Source organism: Marinobacter mobilis (assembly GCF_900106945.1).
Lineage (GTDB): Bacteria > Pseudomonadota > Gammaproteobacteria > Pseudomonadales > Oleiphilaceae > Marinobacter > Marinobacter mobilis.
The window spans coordinates 223,496-246,441 of record NZ_FNNE01000008.1 but is presented as its reverse complement, the minus strand read 5'-3'; the positions used below and the strand labels follow the sequence as shown (position 1 = coordinate 246,441).

General features: G+C 56.9%; 17 protein-coding genes. 4 read left to right on the top strand and 13 right to left on the bottom strand.

What is annotated here, in order from left to right:
* Positions 1-569: 569 nt before the first annotated feature.
* From pssA to BLV11_RS14015, 4 genes are all read right to left on the bottom strand, one after another.
* Positions 570-1,403 (bottom strand): CDP-diacylglycerol--serine O-phosphatidyltransferase, encoded by an 834-nt coding sequence (pssA, locus tag BLV11_RS14030; RefSeq protein ID WP_091815695.1) that lies wholly within the window; start codon positions 1,401-1,403, stop codon positions 570-572.
* A gap of 137 nt (positions 1,404-1,540) precedes the next feature.
* Positions 1,541-2,557: a ketol-acid reductoisomerase gene (gene ilvC / locus BLV11_RS14025; RefSeq protein WP_091815690.1), complete on the bottom strand. Its 1,017-nt coding sequence runs from the start codon at positions 2,555-2,557 to the stop codon at positions 1,541-1,543.
* 63 nt (positions 2,558-2,620) lie between these two features.
* Positions 2,621-3,112: an acetolactate synthase small subunit gene (gene ilvN / locus BLV11_RS14020; RefSeq protein WP_091815760.1), complete on the bottom strand. Its 492-nt coding sequence runs from the start codon at positions 3,110-3,112 to the stop codon at positions 2,621-2,623.
* Positions 3,113-3,117: 5 nt separating this feature from the next.
* Complete coding sequence (locus tag BLV11_RS14015) at positions 3,118-4,836, bottom strand: acetolactate synthase 3 large subunit (RefSeq protein WP_091815688.1); 1,719 nt, start codon at positions 4,834-4,836, stop codon at positions 3,118-3,120.
* Positions 4,837-5,082: 246 nt separating this feature from the next.
* Here BLV11_RS14015 and BLV11_RS18555 point away from each other — a divergent pair, with 246 nt between their 5' ends.
* The gene (locus BLV11_RS18555) at positions 5,083-5,799 is read left to right on the top strand and encodes a DUF4124 domain-containing protein (protein WP_245726037.1); all 717 of its coding nucleotides are present in this window, start codon (positions 5,083-5,085) and stop codon (positions 5,797-5,799) included.
* Positions 5,800-5,921: 122 nt separating this feature from the next.
* On the opposite strand, the gene clpB is transcribed toward BLV11_RS18555, so the two are convergent.
* The 3 genes from clpB to rluD form a co-directional block, all read right to left on the bottom strand.
* Positions 5,922-8,498: an ATP-dependent chaperone ClpB gene (gene clpB, locus BLV11_RS14005; protein ID WP_091815680.1), complete on the bottom strand. Its 2,577-nt coding sequence runs from the start codon at positions 8,496-8,498 to the stop codon at positions 5,922-5,924.
* A gap of 148 nt (positions 8,499-8,646) precedes the next feature.
* Entirely contained in the window at positions 8,647-9,399 is a 753-nt protein-coding gene (gene pgeF / locus BLV11_RS14000; RefSeq protein WP_091815677.1) for a peptidoglycan editing factor PgeF, read from the bottom strand.
* Positions 9,389-10,366, bottom strand: coding sequence for a 23S rRNA pseudouridine(1911/1915/1917) synthase RluD (gene rluD, locus BLV11_RS13995; protein WP_091815674.1), 978 nt, complete (start codon positions 10,364-10,366; stop codon positions 9,389-9,391). The genes pgeF and rluD overlap by 11 nt, the downstream gene beginning before the upstream one ends.
* A gap of 127 nt (positions 10,367-10,493) precedes the next feature.
* Between rluD and BLV11_RS13990 the strand changes: the two genes are divergently transcribed.
* Positions 10,494-11,327, top strand: coding sequence for an outer membrane protein assembly factor BamD (locus BLV11_RS13990; RefSeq protein WP_091815671.1), 834 nt, complete (start codon positions 10,494-10,496; stop codon positions 11,325-11,327).
* Between the two features lie 38 nt (positions 11,328-11,365).
* Here BLV11_RS13990 and BLV11_RS13985 read toward each other — a convergent pair whose 3' ends face one another.
* A complete protein-coding gene (locus BLV11_RS13985) occupies positions 11,366-13,030 on the bottom strand; it encodes an NAD+ synthase (RefSeq protein ID WP_091815668.1) in 1,665 nt (554 codons plus the stop codon).
* 80 nt (positions 13,031-13,110) lie between these two features.
* Between BLV11_RS13985 and BLV11_RS13980 the strand changes: the two genes are divergently transcribed.
* Both BLV11_RS13980 and BLV11_RS13975 read left to right on the top strand, forming a co-directional pair.
* Complete coding sequence (locus BLV11_RS13980) at positions 13,111-14,766, top strand: sensor histidine kinase (RefSeq protein ID WP_091815663.1); 1,656 nt, start codon at positions 13,111-13,113, stop codon at positions 14,764-14,766.
* Positions 14,767-14,806: 40 nt separating this feature from the next.
* Entirely contained in the window at positions 14,807-16,186 is a 1,380-nt protein-coding gene (locus tag BLV11_RS13975; protein ID WP_091815757.1) for a sigma-54-dependent transcriptional regulator, read from the top strand.
* Between the two features lie 44 nt (positions 16,187-16,230).
* Here the strand turns inward: BLV11_RS13975 and BLV11_RS13970 are convergent, their stop codons facing one another.
* The 5 genes from BLV11_RS13970 to BLV11_RS13950 are packed head-to-tail and all read right to left on the bottom strand — an operon-like array spanning position 16,231 to position 22,912.
* Entirely contained in the window at positions 16,231-20,301 is a 4,071-nt protein-coding gene (locus BLV11_RS13970) for a pilus assembly protein (RefSeq protein WP_091815659.1), read from the bottom strand.
* Positions 20,298-20,849, bottom strand: coding sequence for a pilus assembly PilX family protein (locus BLV11_RS18350; protein ID WP_091815656.1), 552 nt, complete (start codon positions 20,847-20,849; stop codon positions 20,298-20,300). The genes BLV11_RS13970 and BLV11_RS18350 overlap by 4 nt, the downstream gene beginning before the upstream one ends.
* Entirely contained in the window at positions 20,849-21,934 is a 1,086-nt protein-coding gene (locus BLV11_RS13960) for a PilW family protein (RefSeq protein WP_091815652.1), read from the bottom strand. Before BLV11_RS13960 ends, BLV11_RS18350 begins: the two co-directional genes overlap by 1 nt.
* On the bottom strand, positions 21,927-22,403 hold the full coding sequence (gene pilV / locus BLV11_RS13955) for a type IV pilus modification protein PilV (RefSeq protein ID WP_091815648.1): 477 nt from the start codon (positions 22,401-22,403) through the stop codon (positions 21,927-21,929). Before pilV ends, BLV11_RS13960 begins: the two co-directional genes overlap by 8 nt.
* The gene (locus BLV11_RS13950; RefSeq protein ID WP_091815754.1) at positions 22,400-22,912 is read right to left on the bottom strand and encodes a GspH/FimT family pseudopilin; all 513 of its coding nucleotides are present in this window, start codon (positions 22,910-22,912) and stop codon (positions 22,400-22,402) included. The genes pilV and BLV11_RS13950 overlap by 4 nt, the downstream gene beginning before the upstream one ends.
* Positions 22,913-22,946: the final 34 nt, after the last annotated feature.

Here is a 22,946-nt window from a genome sequence, read left to right as displayed (position 1 = left end):
TGCCGCCAGCGTTCAATCTGAGCCATGATCAAACTCTTCAGTTTAAATCATACAGAAGCCGAAGCTTCTAAATCTGCTCAAGACAAAACTCAATGTTCGACGAGTCACTGTCTTGGTATTTCATGTCCGAAATACCTCAGCCAGCGCCCACACGAATTACTTAGTTAACTTTTTAAAGAGCTGGGCCGTTGCCCGATCAAGGCCGCGTATTCTACAGAGATCCGCGACCTTGTCAACCGTTTGTTTTCGCCGTTTTCGCTACTCTGAAAACCACCGAAACCTTCCGGCTTCCTTCTCAAGGAGGAGGCGCATTCTACAGCAACCCGACCCCTTGTCAACCGCTGAACTGAAGTTTCTCTTAATTCAAAAAATTCAGTACTTTCAGTCGGTTATCTTTCGATTTCTGGCCCGCCTCAGTGGCTTGCCCCTCGAAAGAGATGCGCATTCTACAGACCTCAGCGAGGCTGTCAACGCACCATCTGAAATAAATTCGAAATACTTCGGTTTCCACCTAGATGACCGAAAAAAGCGATCAGAATCGAACAGATTTTGATCGCTTTAAGTATAGCCTAAGACTGGGCGCCCGGCGCACGCCTCATCTTTCTCAACAAGGACCTCACCGGACCAGACAAAGCGTATACAAGGAATCCACTAAACAACACCGTTCCCGGATCAAGCGCAACAACCACAAAGGCCAGCACCACGACCAATATCGCAGCAAATGGCACCCTGCCCCGCAAGTCCAGGTCCTTGAAGCTGCGATACAGGACGTTGCTCACCATCAAAACACCGGTTCCACCTACAACCAGCAACGTCAGCCCGGTCAACCATGCGGAAGGCTCAACACCATGGAAACACCACACCAAGCCAGCCACGCACGCCGCCGCCGACGGGCTCGGCAACCCGACAAAGAACTTTTTGTCCACCGAGCCGATCTGGGTATTGAAACGCGCCAGACGCAACGCTGCTCCCGCCACATAGATAAAGGTGACAGCCCACCCCACCTGATTAAGACCATTGAGGGACCAGAAAAACGCAACCAAACCAGGCGCTACACCGAACGCCACCATATCAGCCAGACTGTCGTATTCCTCACCAAATTTGCTTTGGGTATTGGTCATGCGCGCAACCCGCCCGTCCAGGCCATCCAGAATCATTGAGACGAAGATGGCGATTGCCGCATTTTCAAAAGCGCCATTCGCGGCCGATACAATGGCATAGAAGCCGGAGAACAGAGAGGCTGTCGTCAACGCATTGGGCAGCAGATAAATACCCTTGCGACGCACCCGGGAACCGCCAACCAGCTCCTCTTCCACCACTTCCCCATCGGCATGCGCATGCAGTTCCTCTGAGCCCGCTTCCGGCACAATCTCTGCGTTGGCCTTGTCTTTATCGGTCGTCATTCCTGTCATCCTGAAAACATGTGGAAGAAAGTATAGCAGCCGGCAGTTTCACACCTGTTGACACTTAAGCCAAGCTGCTTCGTCACAACGAAAAACGCGGCCTCCAGGGGCCGCGTTTTAATGAACTGCCAACCAACTCAGTTCTTGGACTTGTCCACGATCTTGTTGGACGCAATCCACGGCATCATGCCACGAAGCTTCTCACCAACCTGCTCGATGGGATGAGCAGCGTTGTTACGACGCGCGGCAGTCATTGACGGGTAGTTGTGCGCACCCTCAGAGATGAACATCTTGGCATATTCGCCACTCTGAATACGCTTGAGCGCGTTACGCATGGCTGCGCGTGACTCATCGTTGATCACTTCCGGACCGGTCACGTACTCGCCATACTCAGCATTGTTGGAGATGGAGTAGTTCATGTTGGCGATACCGCCTTCGTACATCAGGTCTACGATGAGCTTCAGCTCGTGCAGACACTCGAAGTACGCCATTTCCGGAGCGTAGCCCGCTTCAGTCAGAGTCTCAAAACCGGCCTTGACCAGCTCAACCGCGCCACCACACAGAACGGCCTGCTCACCGAACAGATCGGTCTCAGTTTCGTCCTTGAAGGTGGTTTCGATGATACCGGTACGACCACCACCTACACCGCTGGCGTAGGAGAGCGCAACGTTCTTGGCGTTGCCGGAGGCATCCTGGAAGATCGCAATCAGGTCAGGAATACCACCGCCCTTAACAAACTCGGAACGCACAGTGTGGCCCGGAGCCTTCGGCGCAATCATGATTACGTCGAGGTCACTGCGGGGAACGATCTGGTTGTAGTGAATCGCAAAACCGTGAGCAAAAGCCAGGGTCGCGCCCTGCTTCAGGTTCGGCTCGATCTCGTCTCTGTACAGCTGGGACTGGAACTCATCCGGGGTCAGAATCATAACCACGTCTGCAGCAGCTACGGCTGCCGGTACGTCGCTGACTTTCAGACCATGAGCTTCAGCCTTGGCAATGGAAGAAGAACCCGGACGCAGACCAACGGTGACATCAACACCAGAGTCTTTCAGGTTGCAAGCATGGGCATGCCCCTGGGAACCGTAACCGATCACGGCAACTTTCTTGCCCTGGATGATGGAAAGATCGCAATCCTTATCGTAGTAAACCTGCATGATAAACCTCTATCTATTGTATGGCCCGCGGGCCAGTGATCATATCAGAAACATTCAATTGGCTCAGAGGCTGAGAATTTTCTCACCACGGGCGATTCCGGACACCCCGGAACGCACGACCTCAAGGACACCCGCTGTGCCCACAGCCTGAATGAAACCATCAAGTTTTTCGCTGTCGCCCGCCAGCTGAATGGTATAAACCGAGCTGGTCACATCCACGATCTGGCCACGGAAGATGTCGACCGTACGCTTGATCTCGGCGCGCTGGGAACCTGTCGCCTTAAGCTTGACCAGCATCAGCTCGCGCTCAATGTGGGCACCCTCGGTCAGATCCACCAGCTTGACCACCTCAATCAGCTTGTTCAGCTGTTTGGTGATCTGCTCGATAACCTTATCGGAACCGGTAGTGGTGACAGTAAGACGAGACAGGGTCTCATCCTCTGTTGGCGCAACCGTCAGAGTTTCGATGTTGTAGTTACGCTGGGAGAACAGCCCAACAACCCGCGACAATGCGCCCGGCTCGTTTTCCAGCAATACAGAAATGATTCGACGCATGGTGATCAGACCCTCTCCGTCTTGCTGAGCCACATATCCTTCATGGAGCCACGCGCGACCTGCATCGGGTACACGTGCTCAAACCGGTCTACGTAGATATCCAGGAACACCAGCCTGTCTTTCATGGCCAGAGCTTCTTTCAGCTTCGGCTCCAGGTCTTCCTTCTTGTCAATCCGGATACCAACATGGCCATAGGATTCAGCCAGCTTGATGAAGTCAGGCAGCGATTCCATATAGGACTGGGAGTGACGGGACTCGTAATTCATGTCCTGCCACTGCTTCACCATGCCCAGCGCCTGGTTGTTCAGGTTGATGATCTTGACTGGCAGATCGTACTGCTTGCAGGTGGACAGCTCCTGAATGTTCATCTGGATACTGCCTTCACCGGTGATGCACAGCACTTCATCGTCCGGATGCGTCAGCTTGACGCCCATAGCCGCCGGCAGACCGAAGCCCATCGTGCCCAGGCCACCGGAATTGATCCAGCGATTCGGCTTGTCAAATTTGTAGTACTGCGCCGCGAACATCTGATGCTGACCGACATCCGATGTGACGTAAGCCTCGCCGTTAGTCAGGCGCCACAGGGTCTCAATTACCTCCTGCGGCTTGATGACATCAGAGTTGGGTTCGTAGCGCATGCCATGGAACGCACGCCATTCTTCGATCTGCTTCCACCACGCTGCCAGAGCCTCGGCGTCGGGCTTTTCCTTGGACTCCTTGACCAGAGAGATCATTTCCTTGAGCACGGCATCAACCGGCCCAACGATGGGAACGTCAGCTTCGATGGTCTTGGAAATTGACGCAGGATCAATGTCGATATGGACAATGCGTGCGCCCGGGCAGAATTTTTCAGTGGCGTTGGTCACCCGGTCATCAAAACGAGCACCCACACAGAGAATCAGGTCTGAATGGTGCATCGCCATGTTGGACTCGTAAGTTCCATGCATGCCCAGCCAGCCAAGGTGCTGTTTGTCAGTTGCGGGGTAGCAGCCAATGCCCATCAGGGTATTGGTCAGCGGGTAGCCCAGCATCTGCGTCAACTCCTTCAGCTGCTCAGACGCCTGCCCCAGAATGACACCGCCACCGGCATAGATCATCGGCCGCTTGGCCGCCAGCAGCATATCCACGGCCTTTTTGATCTGGCCAGCATGGCCCCGAACCGCCGGGTTATAAGAGCGAAGCTTTACCTTTTTGGGGTATGAATACTCATAACGCTCATTCGGTGTGGTCATATCCTTGGGGATATCCACAACCACCGGTCCGGGACGACCGGTAGAGGCGATGTAGTATGCCTTACGGATCACCTCGGGAATTTCTTCCGGACGGCGAACACTGAGATTGTGTTTTACCACCGGACGGGAAACGCCGATCATATCGGTTTCCTGGAAAGCATCTTCACCGATCAGGTGCGATGCGACCTGGCCGCACAACACCACCATGGGAATGGAATCCATGAACGCGGTGGCGATACCAGTAATCGTGTTGGTGGCTCCAGGACCCGAGGTCACCAGTACGGTACCTGGTTTTCCGGTCGCGCGGGCGTAACCATCGGCCATATGGACCGCGGCCTGCTCATGACGAACCAGAATATGCTTGACTTTGTCCTGCCTAAACAGCGCATCATAAATATGCAGCGCTGCACCACCCGGATAGCCGTATATGTATTCGATCCCTTCATCTTCCAGGGACCGGATCAGCATATCGGCGCCAGACAATAACTCCACGTTTTCTACCCTCTGCTACGAGTGAATGTTCCGGGGAAACACCCCCGGTTGCCTGGATGCCCGGTTACATAGCTTCTTTTGAAAGCCGAACCGCGCGTTCCGCCACACCAACTGACGAGAGGTTATCTCCTGGCCAGCCGCACTCCTGAGGGTTGCGGAGAACGGCCAATAACGGGCTGCGGCTGCGCAACAACCGTTCCGCGCCCATGACGCGTAGTGTTCAGTGTGGTAATTCACGGGGAATACATGCTCGGGATTGCCTGCCGTATTGACCCCTGTTTTCAGGCAATCGGTAATTCTGACAGCGCGAAACTCCCTGTCAATAGCGGCGACGAAGAGATTTTGCCAGCAAGCCGTTCAAACTCTGCCATACTTTGTCTGATCTGTGACGCAGAAAATTGCGTCATCGGGATTGAAACCCTCACAATAGACAGACAACCCATACCTTGCGGGCATGTTTGGATGCCTGTAGTTAACCGGCAAATAACGAGTATTGGCATGAAAAGCAGATCACTTTTTTTTGCCCTGGCCGTAACCATGGCGCCTGGGCTCGCAGTTAGCGAATCTGTCTACAAATGGACTGATGAGAACGGCATCACCCACTACGGTGACCGCCAACCTACCGGACGAAATGCAGAATCGGTCAACATCCGGACCGGCAGCGCCAGTGGAAATTCACAAACCGCATCCCCACAGGCTCAGCTGGGCGAGCTGGAAGAGGCTCAACAGGCAAGAGCAGAAGCCCAGCAGATGACCGCTCAGGAACAAGCTCGGCAGCGACAGATGGAAGCGAACTGCGAAACCGCACGCACCAACCTCAGCGTCATGAACACCAGCAGTCGGGTGAAGATAGAGGAGAATGGGGAAACTCGATATCTCAGCCCTGAAGAGATTGCCGAGAAGAAAGCCTATTTCAGTCAAATTGCGACTGAAAACTGCAACGAATCCTCAGCCGAAAAGTAGCCTCAAAGAATAACAACCCTGCCCTGCAAGCAGCCCGGGAAGGAACGACCGCGGCACGAGGCAGAGCAAGGGCGCAAAGAAGAAAAGGGGCTTTCGCCCCTTTTCCTGTTTACAAGCCACCCTCACCCCTTGGCAAAGACCAACGCATGGTCCTGCACCGTGGCCCTGATGGTATCTCCCGGCACAAAATCCCCCTGCAACAACCGCTGCGCCAGCGGGTTCTCGATCATCCGCTGAATCGCACGCTTGAGAGGCCGGGCACCGTAGACCGGATCATAGCCCACCTCTGCCAGCAGATTCATCGCTGATTCATCCAGCGCAAGCACCATGTCCTGATCCTTGAGGCGCCGGCTGAGCAATTCGATCTGGACCTTGGCAATACCGTGAATCTGCTCGCCACCCAGGGGGTGAAATACAACCACTTCATCAACACGGTTGATGAATTCAGGACGGAAATGGGTACCAACCACCTCCATCACCGCCGACTTCATGCTTTCGTAGTTCTCTTCCCCGGCCCGCTGCTGGATGATGTCTGAACCCAGGTTGGAGGTCATCACAATCACAGTATTACGGAAATCCACCGTCCGCCCCTGACCATCAGTCAAACGACCATCTTCCAGCACCTGCAGCAGAATATTGAACACATCCGGATGGGCCTTCTCGACCTCATCCAACAACAGCACGGAGTAGGGCCGGCGGCGCACTGCCTCAGTCAGGTATCCGCCTTCCTCATAACCCACATAGCCAGGAGGCGCACCGATCAGCCGGGCCACGGAGTGTTTCTCCATGAATTCCGACATGTCGATGCGGACCATCGCCTCCTCAGTATCAAACAGGAACGAGGCCAGCGATTTACACAACTCTGTCTTGCCCACACCGGTGGGCCCGAGAAACAGAAAGGAGCCGTTGGGGCGATTGGGGTCGGACAGTCCTGCCCGGGAGCGACGCACCGCATTGGATACCGCTTCGACCGCCTCATCCTGACCAATCACCCGCTGGTGCAGCGCCTCTTCCATCCGCATCAGCTTGTCCCGCTCGCCTTCGAGCATCTTCGACACCGGAATACCTGTCCACTTGGAAACAACTTCTGCGATTTCCTCATCGGTCACCCGATTCCGGAGCAGCTTCATTTCCATCATTTCTGCCTGGCTGGCCATATCCAGCTGGCGCTCCAACTCCGGAATCCGGCCGTACTGCAACTCAGACATCTCAGCGAGATTTCCGCCACGACGAGCATTCTCAAGATCGATTCGGGCCTGCTCTAACTGGCTTTTGATTTTCTGGGAACCGTGCAGCGCTGCCTTCTCGGTATTCCAGACCTCCTCCAGGTCAGCGAATTCCCGCTCAACGCTGCTGATCACATCTTTCAGCTCTGTAAGACGCTTCTTGGACGCCTCATCGGTCTCTTTTTTCAGCGCCTCCCGTTCGATCTTGAGCTGGATCAGGCGACGCTCGAGGCGATCAAGAGCCTCAGGCTTGGAGTCCATTTCCATGCGGATCTGACTCGCTGCTTCGTCCACCAGGTCAATGGCCTTGTCCGGCAACTGCCGGTCGGCGATGTAGCGATGGGAAAGTTTGGCGGCGGCAATAATTGCCCCATCCGTCACTTCCACCCCGTGGTGCACCTCATAGCGTTCTTTCAGCCCCCGCAGGATGGCAATGGTATCCTCTTCGCTGGGCTCGGATACCAGCACCTTCTGGAACCGACGCTCCAAGGCCGCGTCTTTTTCGATGTGTTCACGGTACTCATCCAGTGTGGTGGCGCCGACACAGTGGAGCTCCCCACGCGCCAGCGCAGGCTTGAGCATGTTGCCCGCATCCATGGAGCCCTCGGCCTTGCCGGCGCCTACCATGGTGTGCAGCTCATCAATGAACAGGATGATCTGCCCTTCCTGTTTCGCCAACTCGTTAAGGACCGCTTTCAGGCGCTCCTCGAACTCGCCTCGAAATTTGGCGCCAGCAATCAACGCCCCCATATCCAGCGACAGCACCTTCTTGCCACGCAGTCCCTCGGGCACTTCGCCGTCAACGATCCGCTGAGCCAAGCCTTCCACGATTGCCGTCTTACCAACCCCCGGCTCGCCAATCAGTACCGGGTTGTTCTTGCGACGACGCTGCAATACCTGAATGGTTCGACGAATTTCATCATCACGACCGATAACCGGGTCCAGTTTGCCGGCCTCCGCCCGTTCAGTCAGGTCGATGGTGTACTTGCCCAGGGCCTGCCGGTTTTCCTCTGCCGAGGCGTCATTGACGGACTCGCCCCCCCTGACCTCATCAATGGCCTTTTCCAGCGCCGCCTTATCTACGCCCTGCTCCCGCAAAACACGCCCGAGGGTGCCGCGATCCTCCAGGGCCGCCAGCAGCATCAATTCACTGGAAATAAACTGGTCCTTGCGTTGCTGTGCCAGCTTGTCCGCGATATTGAACAGGCGCCCCATATCGTTCGACATGGACACATCCCCTGCCGATCCTTTGACTTCTGGCAGGGTCTCAATTTCCCGGGCCACAGCCTGGCGCAGTCGGCCCGGTTCAACCCCGACTTGCTTCAGCAACGGTTTGATCGAGCTGCCCTGCTGATCCAGAAGTGCCTGCATCAGGTGCAGCGGTTCGATGAAGTTATGATCCTTGCCAACAGCAATGGACTGAGCATCCGCAAGTGCGGTCTGTAAGCGACTGGTCAGCTTATCGATTCTCATAATTTGGTCGTCCCCAATCGAATAAGTGCAGCCGTGTAATCAAATGAATAACGGTCACAGGCTGCCGTTTGCTTTGACATTAAATGTAGGGGCGACTGTCAGGAGTTCAAGAACCAAACAAATAAAACTGTCAGTTTTTTGACGGACGTCAGTCCAGCCAGATGAAACTGGCCATGCGCCCGGTGACGCCATCCCGGCGGTAGGAATAGAAGCGCTCTGGATCCGAATAGGTACAGAAGTCTCCACCGTAAATATCTGTAACGCCTGCGCTGATCAGCCGCTGGCGTGCGAGGAGGTAAAGATTGGCCAGATAACGATCAGGATGTTGCGGGCTGGGCACAAAGGCCGCTCCCGCGCCGGCGTCCTCCGCCAGAAACTGCTGACGGACTTCAGCCCCCACTTCAAAAGCCTGCGGGCCGATAGCCGGTCCCAGCCAGACCATTATCTCTGAGGGAGAGCATCGAAAAGAACTCAGGGTATTTTCCAGAACCCCGGCACACAGGCCTCGCCAGCCGGCGTGGGCTGCGCCAACCTGCCTGCCATCCCGAGCACAGAACAACACGGGCAGACAATCCGCCGTCAGCACGGTACAGACAACGCCGCGATCACGGGTCACGCTGGCATCCGCCCGGGGGGGTGTCCGGTCACGGCTTGGCGCATCGACCACAACCGTGCCATGAACCTGTTCCAGCCAACAGAATGCTTCGCCGGACACACCGGCCCACTCCGCCAGCCTCTGCCGGTTTTCAGCAACGTAACCGGGGTTGTCACTGACGTGTCCGCCCAGATTCAGGCTGTGCCAACAGGCAACGCTGGTCCCACCCAAACGGGTACTGCACCCCGCATGAACCTGGCGGGGGGCAGGCCAATCCGGCGTAATGACCGGGAGTTCAGAAGTCACTTTGTGCCAACTCGTCGCGATGCCGACGCAGGACGTCCAGCAGCCGCACCATATCTTCGGGCAGGTCGGTCTCCCAACTCATCTCTTCTCCGGATTCCGGGTGCACCAGCGTCAGTTTACGGGCATGGAGCGCCTGACGATGGAACTTCGACAACACGTCCCGCAGCTCGGCGGTAGCCGCTTTCGGCAAACGAACCCGGCCACAGTAAACCGGATCGCCAACCAGCGGGTGTTTGATATGAGCCATGTGGACCCGGATCTGGTGGGTACGCCCACTTTCCAGCTTGCAGCGGACATGGGTATGAGCCTCAAATCGCTCAATCAGACGATAATGGGTGACCGCCGGCTTGCCATCGGCAACCACGGCCATTTTCTTTCGTTCCCGGGGGTGCCGCCCAATCGGGGCGTCCACCGTGCCGCCGCCCGTTAAGGTACCAACAATCACCGCCTCGTACTCACGCCCCATGGTTCGTGTCTGTAGCTGATTGACCAGGGAAGTATGGGCAATCAGACTACGGGCCACCACCATCACCCCTGAGGTGTCTTTATCCAGGCGATGGACAATGCCCGCCCGGGGCAGGTTTTCCACCTCCGGCGCATGGTGAAGGATGGCGTTGACCAGCGTACCGGCCGCATGACCAGCCGCCGGGTGCACCACGAGGCCCGCAGGCTTGTTGATAACAATCAGATGTTCATCTTCATAGACAATATCGAGGGAAATGGACTCAGCTTCCCAGGTCACCTGGACTTCCGGCTCAGCATCCAGTTCCAGACGGTCATCCAGCATGACCTTGTCCCTGGGTTTGCGAACCTCGCCATTAACGGTCAGGGCTCCACTCTTGATCCAGCTCTGAAGGCGGGAACGGGAGTGCTCGGGCATGAGTGTCGCAGCGGCCTGATCGAGGCGGCGATCACTCAATTCGGGGGGGATTACATAAGACTCGGAGATTCGATTTGCGGCGGTCATTCAGGGCCTGGTGTCGTCGATAAGTATTACAAAAGCCACTCATGGGAGGCGCGCCTCTAAACAAGCGTCAGCTTCCCCGTTACAATGGCCAGCCAATCATCATCCAATCATTATACGGGATTCCGGCATGAGATCAGTTTTTCGCGTCTTTCTGGTGGCCACCATGGTTCTGCTGATCAGCGCCTGCGCTTCCAACCGGCAGGAGGAAGTGTTGCCGGAAGAGTCCTATTACCAGCTGGCCCGGGACGCCATGAACTCTGGCAATTTCACCGAAGCCGAGCGGAATCTCGATTTCCTCGAGACCTACTATCCCTTTGGTCGCTATGCGGAACAGGCCCAGCTTGATCTGATCTATGCCCGCTACCAGAATCTCGACCTGGAAGGTGCACGAGCTGCCGCCGACCGCTTTTTGAGGCTAAATCCTCAAAGCGAGCACTCCGACTACGCACTGTATGTGCGGGGAGTGGCGTCCTATAACCTTGATATCGGCCTGGCTGCCCGCTTCTTTCCCATCGACAACGATGCCCGCGATCCGGGCGAGCAGCGTCAGGCCTTCCGGGACTTCTCGACTCTGGTGAACCGCTATCCGGACAGCGAATATGCCGCCGATGCCCGCCAGCGGATGATCGCCATCCGCAATCGCATGGCCAATCTGGAACTGGAAGCGGCTCGTTACTACATTAAACGCGAGGCCTATCTCGCTGCCAACAACCGGGCCCGCTACGTTTTCGAGAACTACTCCACGACGCCGGCTGCAGAGGAAGCGCTTATCATCATGACTGAGACCTACCGCTTCCTGGGCATGGATGATGCGGCCAAGGATACCGTTCAGCTGCTCGCGATCAACTTCCCTGACAGCGAGGCATTCGATGCCAACATGGCGTACCAGCCACACATCCTGAAGCGGCAAAACCGCTCACTGCTGAATGTGGTCACGTTCGGCCTGTTTGGTAACGAATAACGTCCAGGGCTCCCCCCCCGGGGAGCCTGACTCAACGGTTATTTGCCAATCTTCCATTTGTTGGTGATCGGATAACGCCGGTCCTTGCCAAATCCGCGCTCGGTAATACGGACCCCTATCGGCGCTTGACGCCGCTTGTATTCATTAATATCCACCAGTCGGACTGCGCGCTCCACATCCGCCCGCTCAAAGCCTTCGGCAACGATGGCATCAGCACTGAAATCCCGTTCGACATAGAGATTGAGAATCTGATCCAGCGTGTCGTAATCCGGGAGGCTGTCCTCGTCCTTCTGGTCCGGCGCAAGCTCCGCTGAAGGCGGCCGCGTGATCACCCGAACCGGGATCACCTCCGAGACCGTGTTGCGATAACGTGCCAACCGGAAGACCAGAGTCTTGGGCACATCTTTGAGTACATCGAATCCACCAGCCATATCACCATAGAGCGTCGAATAGCCCACGGCCATCTCGCTCTTGTTGCCCGTTGTCAGCACCAGAGCGCCAAACTTGTTGGACAGCGACATCAGCAGCACCCCCCGCAAACGGGCCTGCAGGTTTTCCTCGGTGGTGTCCGGGCGAGTGCCGGCGAACGGCCCGGCCAGGGTTGCCATGAAGCTGTCGTACATGGATTCGATGGAAAAGACGTCGTACTGTACGCCCAAGGCCCGGGCCTCCGCCTCGGCATCTTCCAGGCTCATGCTGGAGGTGTAACGGAACGGCATCATGACCGCCCTTACACGGTCTGCGCCGAGCGCGTCGACCGCCACCGCCAGTGTGACTGCCGAATCTATACCTCCGGAAAGGCCGAGGACAACGGACTTGAAACCGTTCTTGTTCGTGTAATCCCGCACCCCCAGAACCAGTGCACGATAGACACTCTCTTCGAGGGAAAGCGGAGACCTGGGCGGCTGAGAGACTGGCTGGCAATGATGATCATAAATAAAGTCGACACAGAACAAGCCCTCCTCAAACTGGGGCGCTTCAGCCGCCAGCACTCCTGAGTGGTCATAGACCATGGAGCCACCATCAAACACCAGTTCATCCTGGCCACCCACGAGATTGGCGTAGACAATAGCCACTTGGTTCTGGGACGACTTGCGTGCCAGCAGCGCCTTTCGACTCTCCTGCTTGTCAGTATCAAACGGCGACGCGTTGAGGTTTATGATCAGCTTGGCACCAGCCTCGGCAGCCCGCTCCACCGGCCCATCATTCCAGATGTCTTCACAGACGCTGATCCCCACCGGCACACCGCACAGGGTAAAGACGCAGGTATCCCGCCCGGGGGCGAAATAGCGTTTTTCATCGAATACCTGATAGTTCGGGCGGAACTGCTTGTAATAGGTCTGGCTAATCTCACCAGACTCGAGAACCAACGCTGCGTTATACAACAGCCCCTTGTCCCGGACCGGCGCCCCAAAGACGATAGCGACGGGCAGCTGAGCCTGCTTCAGGGTTTCAAGCGCCTCGTCGATGCGTACATCAAGGCTGGGGCGCAAGAGCAGATCCTCTGGCGGATACCCGGTCAGACAAAGCTCGGGAAAGACTACAACGTCAGCCTGGTGCTGCTGATGGGCCGTTCTGGCTGATTCAATGACCAGCTGGGTATTACCCGGTATGTCACCGACCAGACAGTCAACTTGCGCCATAACGACCCGAAGTTTTGTGGCCGGAGAATCCGGGGAAACCTGCCCAGACGTATGGGACATTCGATGCTCCTGTAACTCATTGCCGCTAAAAGGCTATTATAAACCCGAGCCGGAGCGGATTTCCTGCCCTTGAACAACCGATGACGAGCATGAACAGCAAACAGTCCGTATCCCTGCCAACTCACGGCAGCCAATCCAGCGAGCAGGCAACACGCCTGTTCCGTATTTACAATCACTACCGCCTGGCCATCTGCCTGTTGCTGATAGGCCTGCTGTTCGTCGAACCCGGTGACCTCGGCATCCACTTCCGTGCCCCCGAACTGTTCCGCATCGGGGTTGTCGTTTATCTTTCCCTGAATGCGTTTATCGCGTTGCTGCTGGTCGCCGGAGCAAAGCCGCAACCCCGGCACATTGTGCTTTCGGTGACTCTGGACATCATCGTCCTGCATGGTTTTGTGTATTGCACGTCGGGTATCGAAAGCGGGCTTGCCAACCTGGTGATTGTGGCCGTTGCCGCCGGCAATATCCTCACCCCGAGCCGGATTGGCACTCTCTATGCCGCATTGGCTGCCATCGGCTCGCTGCTGCTGGCGTCGTGGAGCACACTGGCACTGGGCGACAAAGCCGACGTCATTGTAAGGGCCGGTACCCTGGGCATTCTCTACTTCGCTGCGGCCTTCGTGTTGCAGTCGATCACCCGCCGCATGACCCGCAGCGAAGCCCTGGCCAGCTCGCGGGCACAAAGTATCCTGCAGCTGGAGCAGATCAACCAGCAGATTATCCAGCGCATGCGTACCGGCATTCTGGTGGTCGACCGCTTTGGCAGTATTCGGCTGGTCAATGCCGCCGCAGAAGAATTACTGTTCGGGATCCCCGGCGGCTCACTGGCCAAGCGCTCGCCCAAAGGGCAAACACTTCCACTCCCGCTCCGCGCGCGACTGGATGACTGGCTGAAACAGAGCGAACATCGTGCAACCCCGTTCCAAGCCAGTGCCACCGCGCCGTTGGTGCAAGCCAACTTCACCCAGCTGGATCAGGACAACGGAGACCTGATTCTGGTGTTTGTCGAAGACATCAGCAAAGTCACCCAACAAGCCCAGCAGATGAAGCTGGCCGCCCTTGGCCGCCTGACTGCCGGCATTGCCCATGAAATCCGCAACCCCTTGGGCGCCATCAGCCACGCCGCGCAGCTGATGGAAGAATCGGACCACCTCGACAGCGGCGACCTCAAGATGCTGGACATCATTCGCCGACATTCCCGCCGGGCAAACGGCATCATCGAGAACGTACTGGACCTTTCCCGCCGCCGCGAAGCCCGCAGCGAACTGATTGAGGTCAAATCCTGGCTTCCGGAATTTGTCGCCGACTATCAGCAAACCGCGCGCAACGATGCCGATCCACAGCCGGTCATTTCCCTGGACATTGATGACAACGTACCCCAGGCGCGCTTTGACCCGAGCCAGATCGATCAGGTGCTGGTTAACCTTTGTGACAATGGCCTGCGCTATAGCCTGAACCATAGCGGAGCCGCAACGCTGCATATTCATGGGGGGGTGACCAGCGACGGCGAACGGGCCTTTATCGATGTTCGCGACCAGGGTCCCGGCATCTCCAGAGAAGACCGCAGTTCGGTTTTTGAGCCGTTCTTCACAACTGATAAACGCGGTACCGGACTGGGCCTTTATCTCGCCAGGGAACTGTGCGAGGCTAATCAGGCCCACCTGTCATTGCTTAACGACGATCAGCCAGGGTGCTGCTTCCGTATTACCTTTGCACATCCCGGGCGACTGATCTGATAACAACATCCACTTTAATACCATGGACCCGCAAGCCCCGATGACCATACCCAGCGCGCTGATCGTGGATGATGAACCGGATATCCGCGAACTGCTCGAGATCACCTTGAGCCGAATGGGCATCCAGACCCAGACCGCCCCGGATGTCAGCACTGCCAAGAAGTTGCTGCAGGAAACGGCGCCACAGTTGTGCCTGACCGACATGAATCTGCCCGATGGCGACGGCATAGAGCTTGTGAAATGGATTCAGACGCACAGCCCCAATACACCCGTCGCGGTCATTACCGCCTACGGAAGCATGGACGCAGCGATCCAGTCCCTTAAGGCTGGCGCCTTCGATTTTGTTTCCAAACCGGTGGAGCTCTCCCGTTTACGGGAACTGGTCAACAGTGCCCTGAAATTGTCCCCGGCAGCGGAATCAGAAGACACGCCAGGCGACGACCCAGGCCTGCTGCTGGGCAACTCCAGCGAGATCAAACGCCTTCGCAATCAGGTGCGCAAACTGGCCCGCAGCCAGGCCCCGGTATTTATCAGTGGCGAATCCGGCAGCGGAAAGGAGCTGGTGGCAAGAACGATTCATCTGCAGGGGCCTCGCAGCGAAGGGCCTTTCGTCGCGGTGAACTGTGGCGCCATCCCCTCGGAGCTGATGGAAAGCGAGTTCTTCGGGCACAAGAAAGGCAGTTTTACCGGCGCTGTCGACAACAAGGATGGCCTGTTCCGCTCGGCCAATGGCGGCACCCTGTTTCTGGATGAAGTCGCCGATCTGCCACTGGCCATGCAGGTCAAGCTGTTACGGGCCATTCAGGAGAAGGCGGTTCGCCCGGTCGGAGACAGTCAGGAAATCCCTGTCGATATCCGTGTACTGAGCGCCACCCACAAGAATCTGCCTGAACTGGTGGCCGAAGGCGCGTTTCGCCAGGACCTGTTCTATCGCATCAATGTGATTGAACTGTCAGTCCCACCGCTGCGTCAACGCAAGGATGACGTCGAACTGCTGGCCAATCATATCCTGCAGCGTGTTGCCCGGGAGTATGAATGCGACCCTGCAACGCTGACTGCGGACGCCATTGACCGACTCAAAGGCTACGATTTTCCCGGCAACGTCCGTGAGCTTGAAAACATTCTCGAACGCGCCTACACCCTGTGCGACAACGACGTCATTTCCGGCGATGACCTGCAACTGGGCAACGGTCACCAGACGGCTCTCACCGCCCCCTCATTGAACCCGGATAACACAACCAGCCTGCCAGATATTCCAGAGGGCGACATGGATCTTGAAGGCTATCTGGAATCTATCGAAAAGCAGGCGATCAGCAAAGCACTCGAAGCGACACGCTGGAACAAGACCGCAGCCGCCAAGCGGCTGGGGATCAGTTTCAGGGCATTGCGGTACAAGCTGAAGAAGTTGGGAATGGAATAACCTGGCTATCGGCGGACGGCCCTTCTGGGCCGCCTGCCGGGCAACTAGCGGCCAATCACTTCGTGCCAGCTCAGTCGCCCGCTCTTGGTCTGATCCCCGAACTTCACCACATTTTCGTTGGTGAAGTCCTCAAGGTCGCCGACGCCCCCGGCAGTATTGTCGAACATGACATTCCCCAATACCCGCGACATCGAAAGCACGCCCTCGCTAAAGAAGAAGCCCGAGGCAAGAATATCCTGGGAATTCACCAGACCGTCGCCATTGGTATCAAAGACCTGCTCATCCGGATCGGAACCATCCAGATCCACAAACATACGGAAACTGCCCCCGTTGGACGAGCATTCATTCGTGGGCGGGATAGTGGTGTTGAACAGAATGGTATTGCCACGCACCTGAGGCACCATGACCACTCGCTCACCGGAGATGGTATCAAAGTCGATGTACCACCCCTGTTGTTCACCATTCCTGTCTCCCCAGGTAATGTCACCGCTGGTCAGATTGCGAACCCGGCCATCCGCAGTATCGGTCTCCGTAATGTCCCGGTTGAACAGGCTTGAGCGGGTAATCTCTCCCGCACCCGAATCCCAGATACCGTAGAACGACTCGGTCACCTGACTTCCGCTCACATCATTCTGGTTGAGGTACTGGCCGGTACCAAACAGCACCAGCAGGTTCGGGACATTGTGAATCGTTCGCGAGACCTGCGGATTGCGGACCACCATGGGCGCAGAACTAATCTTTTGCCCGGCTGCGGCAGTAAACAGGGGAACCGCCACATCCTGACCAGCGACCTTAATGGTGTGGGCGTTGAGCCAGGCATCGTTGTCTTGGTCGTAGGCAAACGCCCAGATACGCCCCTCAAGATCACTGGTGTAAATCCGGTCCACCAGGTTGTCGGAATCCAGATCAAGAAGGCGCACGTCGGCGTTCATGCCACCGGATGGACCGGCATCGACCTCGAAGAACCAATAGTCCGTATTCTCGCTCCAGACGCCATCAAGCCCCCCTTCAAGCCGCAGCATAAACAGCCCGCTACGGCCACTGGGGGCATCCAGACCATTACCGAACACCGCTACCCATTCATAACCCGCCCCCAGGTCCGTCATCATCACGTTAACCGGCTCGATGACATAGCCCAGGTCGTCACTTAAAAATTCCCACAACGCCACGTCCGACGCTGACGATTCGTTAATCGCATCAGGATTGGTGACATCCAGCGCAAACAGTCCGCGACCGCCAGCCCTCATCCCCCCGATCAGCAAGGTGCGCCAGCTGTCGCCGCGGCCCACATCGACATACACGTCAGCAATGGTGGGTGTCAGGTCGACATAATAGCGATGAAGGTATGCGGGATCCGTCAGATAGTTCAGTCCGGCCGCAGCATCATCGCTGAAGGCCAGGTTCGGTATAAAGGCAAACAGCTCGCGCCCGCCGGTCGCCTCACGGGTGGCTTCGAAGGCGTGGAGCGTGCCGTCATTCGCCCCTACGTAGACCACAGGCGTGCGAGCGGACATATCGTTTGAGTTGCGGAAGTCCGAATAGCGGGCACCTTCAACCCCATAGGGGAAGAGATCGGGCCAGCTCAAGGATGGCCGACCGACGAACACCGGGGCGCTGTGGACCAGATCCCCCAGTCGGCTGTCGCGGGTGCGGAGGTCCCCTAAGGGCTCCTCATCGGAGCGGTCACCGCGCAGCCAGGCCAGTCGTTCCCGGGCGATGAGTTCGGCTTGTGCGGTAGTCATACCGTCGGTACCTACCAGCAGGTCCTTGCGCTGGGATTCAACCAGACTGCCCCAACGGAAAGGCACACCCTCTCCGGTTGACGGATTGAAGGTCAGGATTTCTCGGTCATTGGTGGCCAGGTTGCGGTTATCGAGCTTCTCAGCCGCATCCCAGACGGTGTTACCAATGTAGGATCCCGTATCGCCCCGGATCAGCTTGCCACTGGCACTGTTCAGGCTCCGGGCCGAAAACTGGCCGCTCCAGCGCTGGCTGTTGAACGCCGCACTGAAGATCAGAGAGCCTGATTCCACCATGGCGGTGCTGAAGGTCACCGCGGCGGCCGCACCGGACTGATTGCCAAGGTCCTCAAGGGCCCGGTTCAGGCCGTCAGCAATATCCGTCGGCAGCCGAACATTATAGATCTCGCCCTTGCCTTGGTAGGCGGCCTCATACACATCGTCGATCTGCCGCAGGAGAATGTCCGAACTGGAGGTGTCATTGGCATCCGGCCAGTCAGGCTGATTTTCATAGGCATCGGCAACGGTCGTGTAGGTCACACCGTCAATGGTCTGGCCAAACAGCGTACCCTGAGCCCCCAGCACCACGCCGTAGGTGTTCATATGCAGGTTCGTATTGCAGTCCAGCCGGGGATCAGGACTGGCATCCAAACATTGTCCAGGCACCCGGACCTTCCCGGCCGCCAGGTCAGAGCGGAGGTTCGTGTTGAAATAGCTGGCCGCCAATTCCGCCAGCGTGTCGGTGCTAACGTCGTAGTCCGTGACGTAACCCCCGGTGTACATCAGCGCATAATTGCGCTGGCATTCGTACTGGATGGGCGCATTGTTGTCGCTGCGCTGGTATTGGGTGCCCACATAACCCAGGGCCTGCCGGAGCGGGTTGGCATTGCTGGACGGCACATCATCGTAGGAGTGATAGACCTTTGTCATCATGGCCTCAAAGTCACCGCCCACAGACTTGTCACTCATGTCCAGCATGCTGACCGGGGTTGACTGATCGTTGACGGTCAGCAGATCTGCATTAACCCCCACCACCGTCTGCATCGATTCACCCAGGCCGTAACGGGCGGAATGGTGACGACGACGGTGGTACTGGAACCAATTGGAAAAGTTCTGCAGCTCGGCCACAAAACCCCGCTCATAGGACGTTCCGGGGTTATAGGTCCCATCGACATTGTTAACCGTGACTTTTTCCAGGCACTGGCCGTCTGGGGCCAAAACCCCGTCAAATGAACTGCCATCGGCGTGTGTGAAGACAAGGTTGTTCTCTATCGACCATTTCTGGACCAGCTCGCCATAGTGGGCTGGATTGGGGGCCGCGCAGTTGCCACTGACAAACAGTCCCGCCACATCCCCCCAAAGCCGATAAGACCCTTCCGCCACAGGCACAAAATAGGTGGCTGGAACGTATGGCAGGCACTGGTAAAACACGTCCTGAAGGCCGTCTTCAAAAAAGTCTTCGACATTAGCCTCGGTCTGGGCATACAGACAGGGCTCCTGCAGATTCTGATAGTCCTCGAAGCTGAGGCTGCCATCGATAAAATTGTCAAAAATAAGCTGACTGGCTTCCGAGGCCTCTCCCCCAATTTTAAGCTGATCTCGCAGACCTCCGGAGAAAGCAAACGGCAGGATATGCAGTTGCGCCAATGGTGGATATAGGTCCTGACAATACTCCGGCACCTCAAGCAAGAGGTTCAGCGGGCTCTCATAAAAGTCGCATTTGACTTGCTTCCAGGCGTCGCGAATGTCGATCAGACCAGTCAGAAAATCCAGTTGCCAGCTACTCAGCAAGTCTGAATTCAAGACCGACGAGGCGTCTTCAAAGGTCAGCGGGTAGTTCGGGTCCATCTGCGGGTTGCCGAACCCGGCATCGCTGTAATTCAGCCCCGGCCAGGGATGGTATTCAACAGCAGGGTCATAGTACTGACGGTTGTAGGCACTTGAACGCATAAAGCCAAAGGCGTTGATCGGGGGCACCGCCATATACTGCTCATTGAGGCGTTGGCCGTTGTATACCCGGACCCCATTGGATTCCGGTGCCAGATAGGTTTCAAACAGATAACCGTAATTGGCCGAACCAATCAGCTGCTCCGACCAGTTTAGGACGTCGATACCCGAGTCCCTCAGCAGATAACCGAACCACGAGGTCAGGGTCTCGCCATCAACTTTTCCGTAATCGGCACCGTCAACCAGCACTTCGAGATCCATCTGGCTGGAATCGTCCATCAAGAAAACAAGGTTATGCTGAGTGCCCGGGCTGATGAACAACGGCGTCTGTGACAACCCGCCGGTAGAGGCACTGAATCCGGCGACCGGAAGCATCAGCCCAAACACGAACATCAGGTTGCGTAGATGGCGCACGTATCGATCCTTCATAATTCACCTGCGTAATAAACTTCAACAATTCGGCGGGTACTTCCGCTGAGCCCTTGGGACATAGCCACAATACGGAACCCTGTGGGACGTATGTCGCCCGTAGTGGCATCCACGCGCCCCTGCATGACAACATCCGTCACCTGACTGGTCCCCTCAACATCGCCGATAAGTTCAATAAAATATCTGGGTACCGGAATCTGTGGGCCACTGAATGAAGCCGACCAGGCATCAAAGGTCTCTGTGGCAGCAAAGCTGTTGTCTTCCGTCCATTCCGCCGAGGCGATATCAACCGGAGCGGTGCCTGGACTATACAAAGGCCCCTTGTCATCAAAATCTGAGAGAACCACCAGCCCCGAACCGATCCGCCGTTCAGCCTCACGCAATACCTCTTCGGTTAACTCCAGGGCGAGATCACCGTCGCGCTGGGCATTAACCATCATTTCCTGCATGGTCACCCGCTCCATATTGCTGGCCGCCAGCAGGGTCAGCACAAAAAGAATCAGCAGCGTCATCAATAGCGCTGCGCCATTTTGTCGGTTCCCGGTCATCAGCCGTTACTCCCGATCCGGTTGCGAATGGTCGAGGTGAAGGTATAGGCGCGATACAGGCCACTGTCGGCTGGGGTCTGTAAGCCGGTGGCAGCGTCAGCGCAGTCAAGCCAGCCAGGGAAACAGTAAGGCACAGCGCCGTCATTGACATTGTCATCGCGGGAGCGGGCCAGCAGGCTCACCTTGACGGACAGGGTCTGGGCAAGCACCTCTGCGGCATCGGCATCCGTCGGGGCGGGAGGCTCCCGCCAGACATCCACATTGCCATCATCATCAGTGTCTACCCCCAGCAGGGTACGCATATCGCGAATCTCGGCCACCAGCTCAACCGGGTCACCCACGGTGGTCGCATCACCCCCGGTATTGTTCGCAGTGAGCGCCCGCTCCAGGACCAGGGAGCGCTGACCGGCATCATCCATCTGGATGGAGTAACGCACCATGGTCGGCCGGAACACCTTGGCATTGTTGGTGTATTTTTTTTGCATGCTCTTGACCGCATTGCCCGGTACCATTTGCCCCCCAGTGTTGTGAACAACCAGGTCATTGCCGTTTTCATTGGCCTTACTGACCTGAAAGATCGTAGCGTCTTCACAATCGCTCACCAGCAGCACGTCACCCACATCAAACTGAGAGGCATCAGTGACATGGAGGGAGGCAGAATCCGCAGCAGGCACCTTCTCGACAGTAACCACCGGATCGCCGGTCACACCTCGCATGACAATGACGTGGGAACCGTCGACGATGGCATTATTGCTGTCGGTGTCGACATAGATCTCCAGCCCGCGGGAGAAATCGAGAATACTGCCAGCCGACCCGGGGTTAAGGTTATTCTGAACAGAACTCACCCGGGATATGCACCCCCAGTAATCCGCATTGCGAATTTCCCGAGCCAGAATCATCGCCCCCTGGCGCCCCGATTCCTGGACATTGGCCAGCCCTTGGCTGAGCACGAACGATTGCTTACTGGCCACGAAGATCTGCACCAGACCGGCCATCAGGATCAACCCAAGCGCTGACGCCACCATGAGCTCAACCAGCGACAGACCGAGCTGACGAGCGGCCACCCGACCGTATTGCCTACGCATTATCCAACCTCGCCCGAATCACAAACTGGTGACTGCTCTGCTCAGAACCGGTCCCGTTTCCGTTGCCGTCGACCTGCTCCCGTCCTGCCCGCTCTTGCCAGCGAACCGTGATGGTTACCAGCCCATTGTCCACATCCACCGACCCCTGGCCTGCCGGGAGATTCCGGTCCAGCTGCCGACACCAGTTGCGCCGGTCGCTGGCGGCAATATCGGCACTTGACGGATTGCCCGTGACTGCCGTGGTGCACTCACTGAAACTCATGGCATAGGCGCCCCGCTGAAAAGGGTTAGAGCGCATACGCTCCACCATATCCTGGGCCAACAGATTGGCCTGGGTGCGGATGTGCGAGTTGGCGTTCATCTTCAGGGAATAGACCTGCATTCCCGCTACACCGAGCAGGCCAATCGCAAAGATCAGCACCGCCACCAGGATTTCGATCAGACTGGAGCCTTGTTGCTGCCGCATCATCCCCCTCCTCCACACGCCGTCCGGGAAGCGCGGATCTGGCCACCGGCATTGATCTCGATAAGCTGTCCTTGAGCGATACCATTACTGCAAAACGTCAACGTATACGGCTGGTCCTCAATCGCAAACCCGGCACCGTCAAAACCGAACGGTGCGACGGTCAGCGCCGAGGCCGGCGCAGCGATTGAGAGGGAACCATTGTCGATGGCCAGCAACCGAATAATCTCGCCATCGGACCGCAGGCCATCACCGTTCACATCCAGCCAGATGGCCGCACCTGACACCCAATCAGTGCCGGTAAGCGGTGATACCCAGATTCGGTCGGATTTTCGCAGTGCTTCGCTGCGGGCCTGGTTGATCAGACCTAACATCTGATTGCTGGTAGAGGTGAGCCGGTTCTGGTTAATCAGGGTAAAAAATGAGGGGATCGCCCATCCCACCATTACGGCCAATACCGCAATCGTGATAACCAGCTCAATTAAAGTGAACCCTTTCCCTGCTCTGTGCGTCATATATGGGTAAACCTAAATACTCAGGACGGGAATG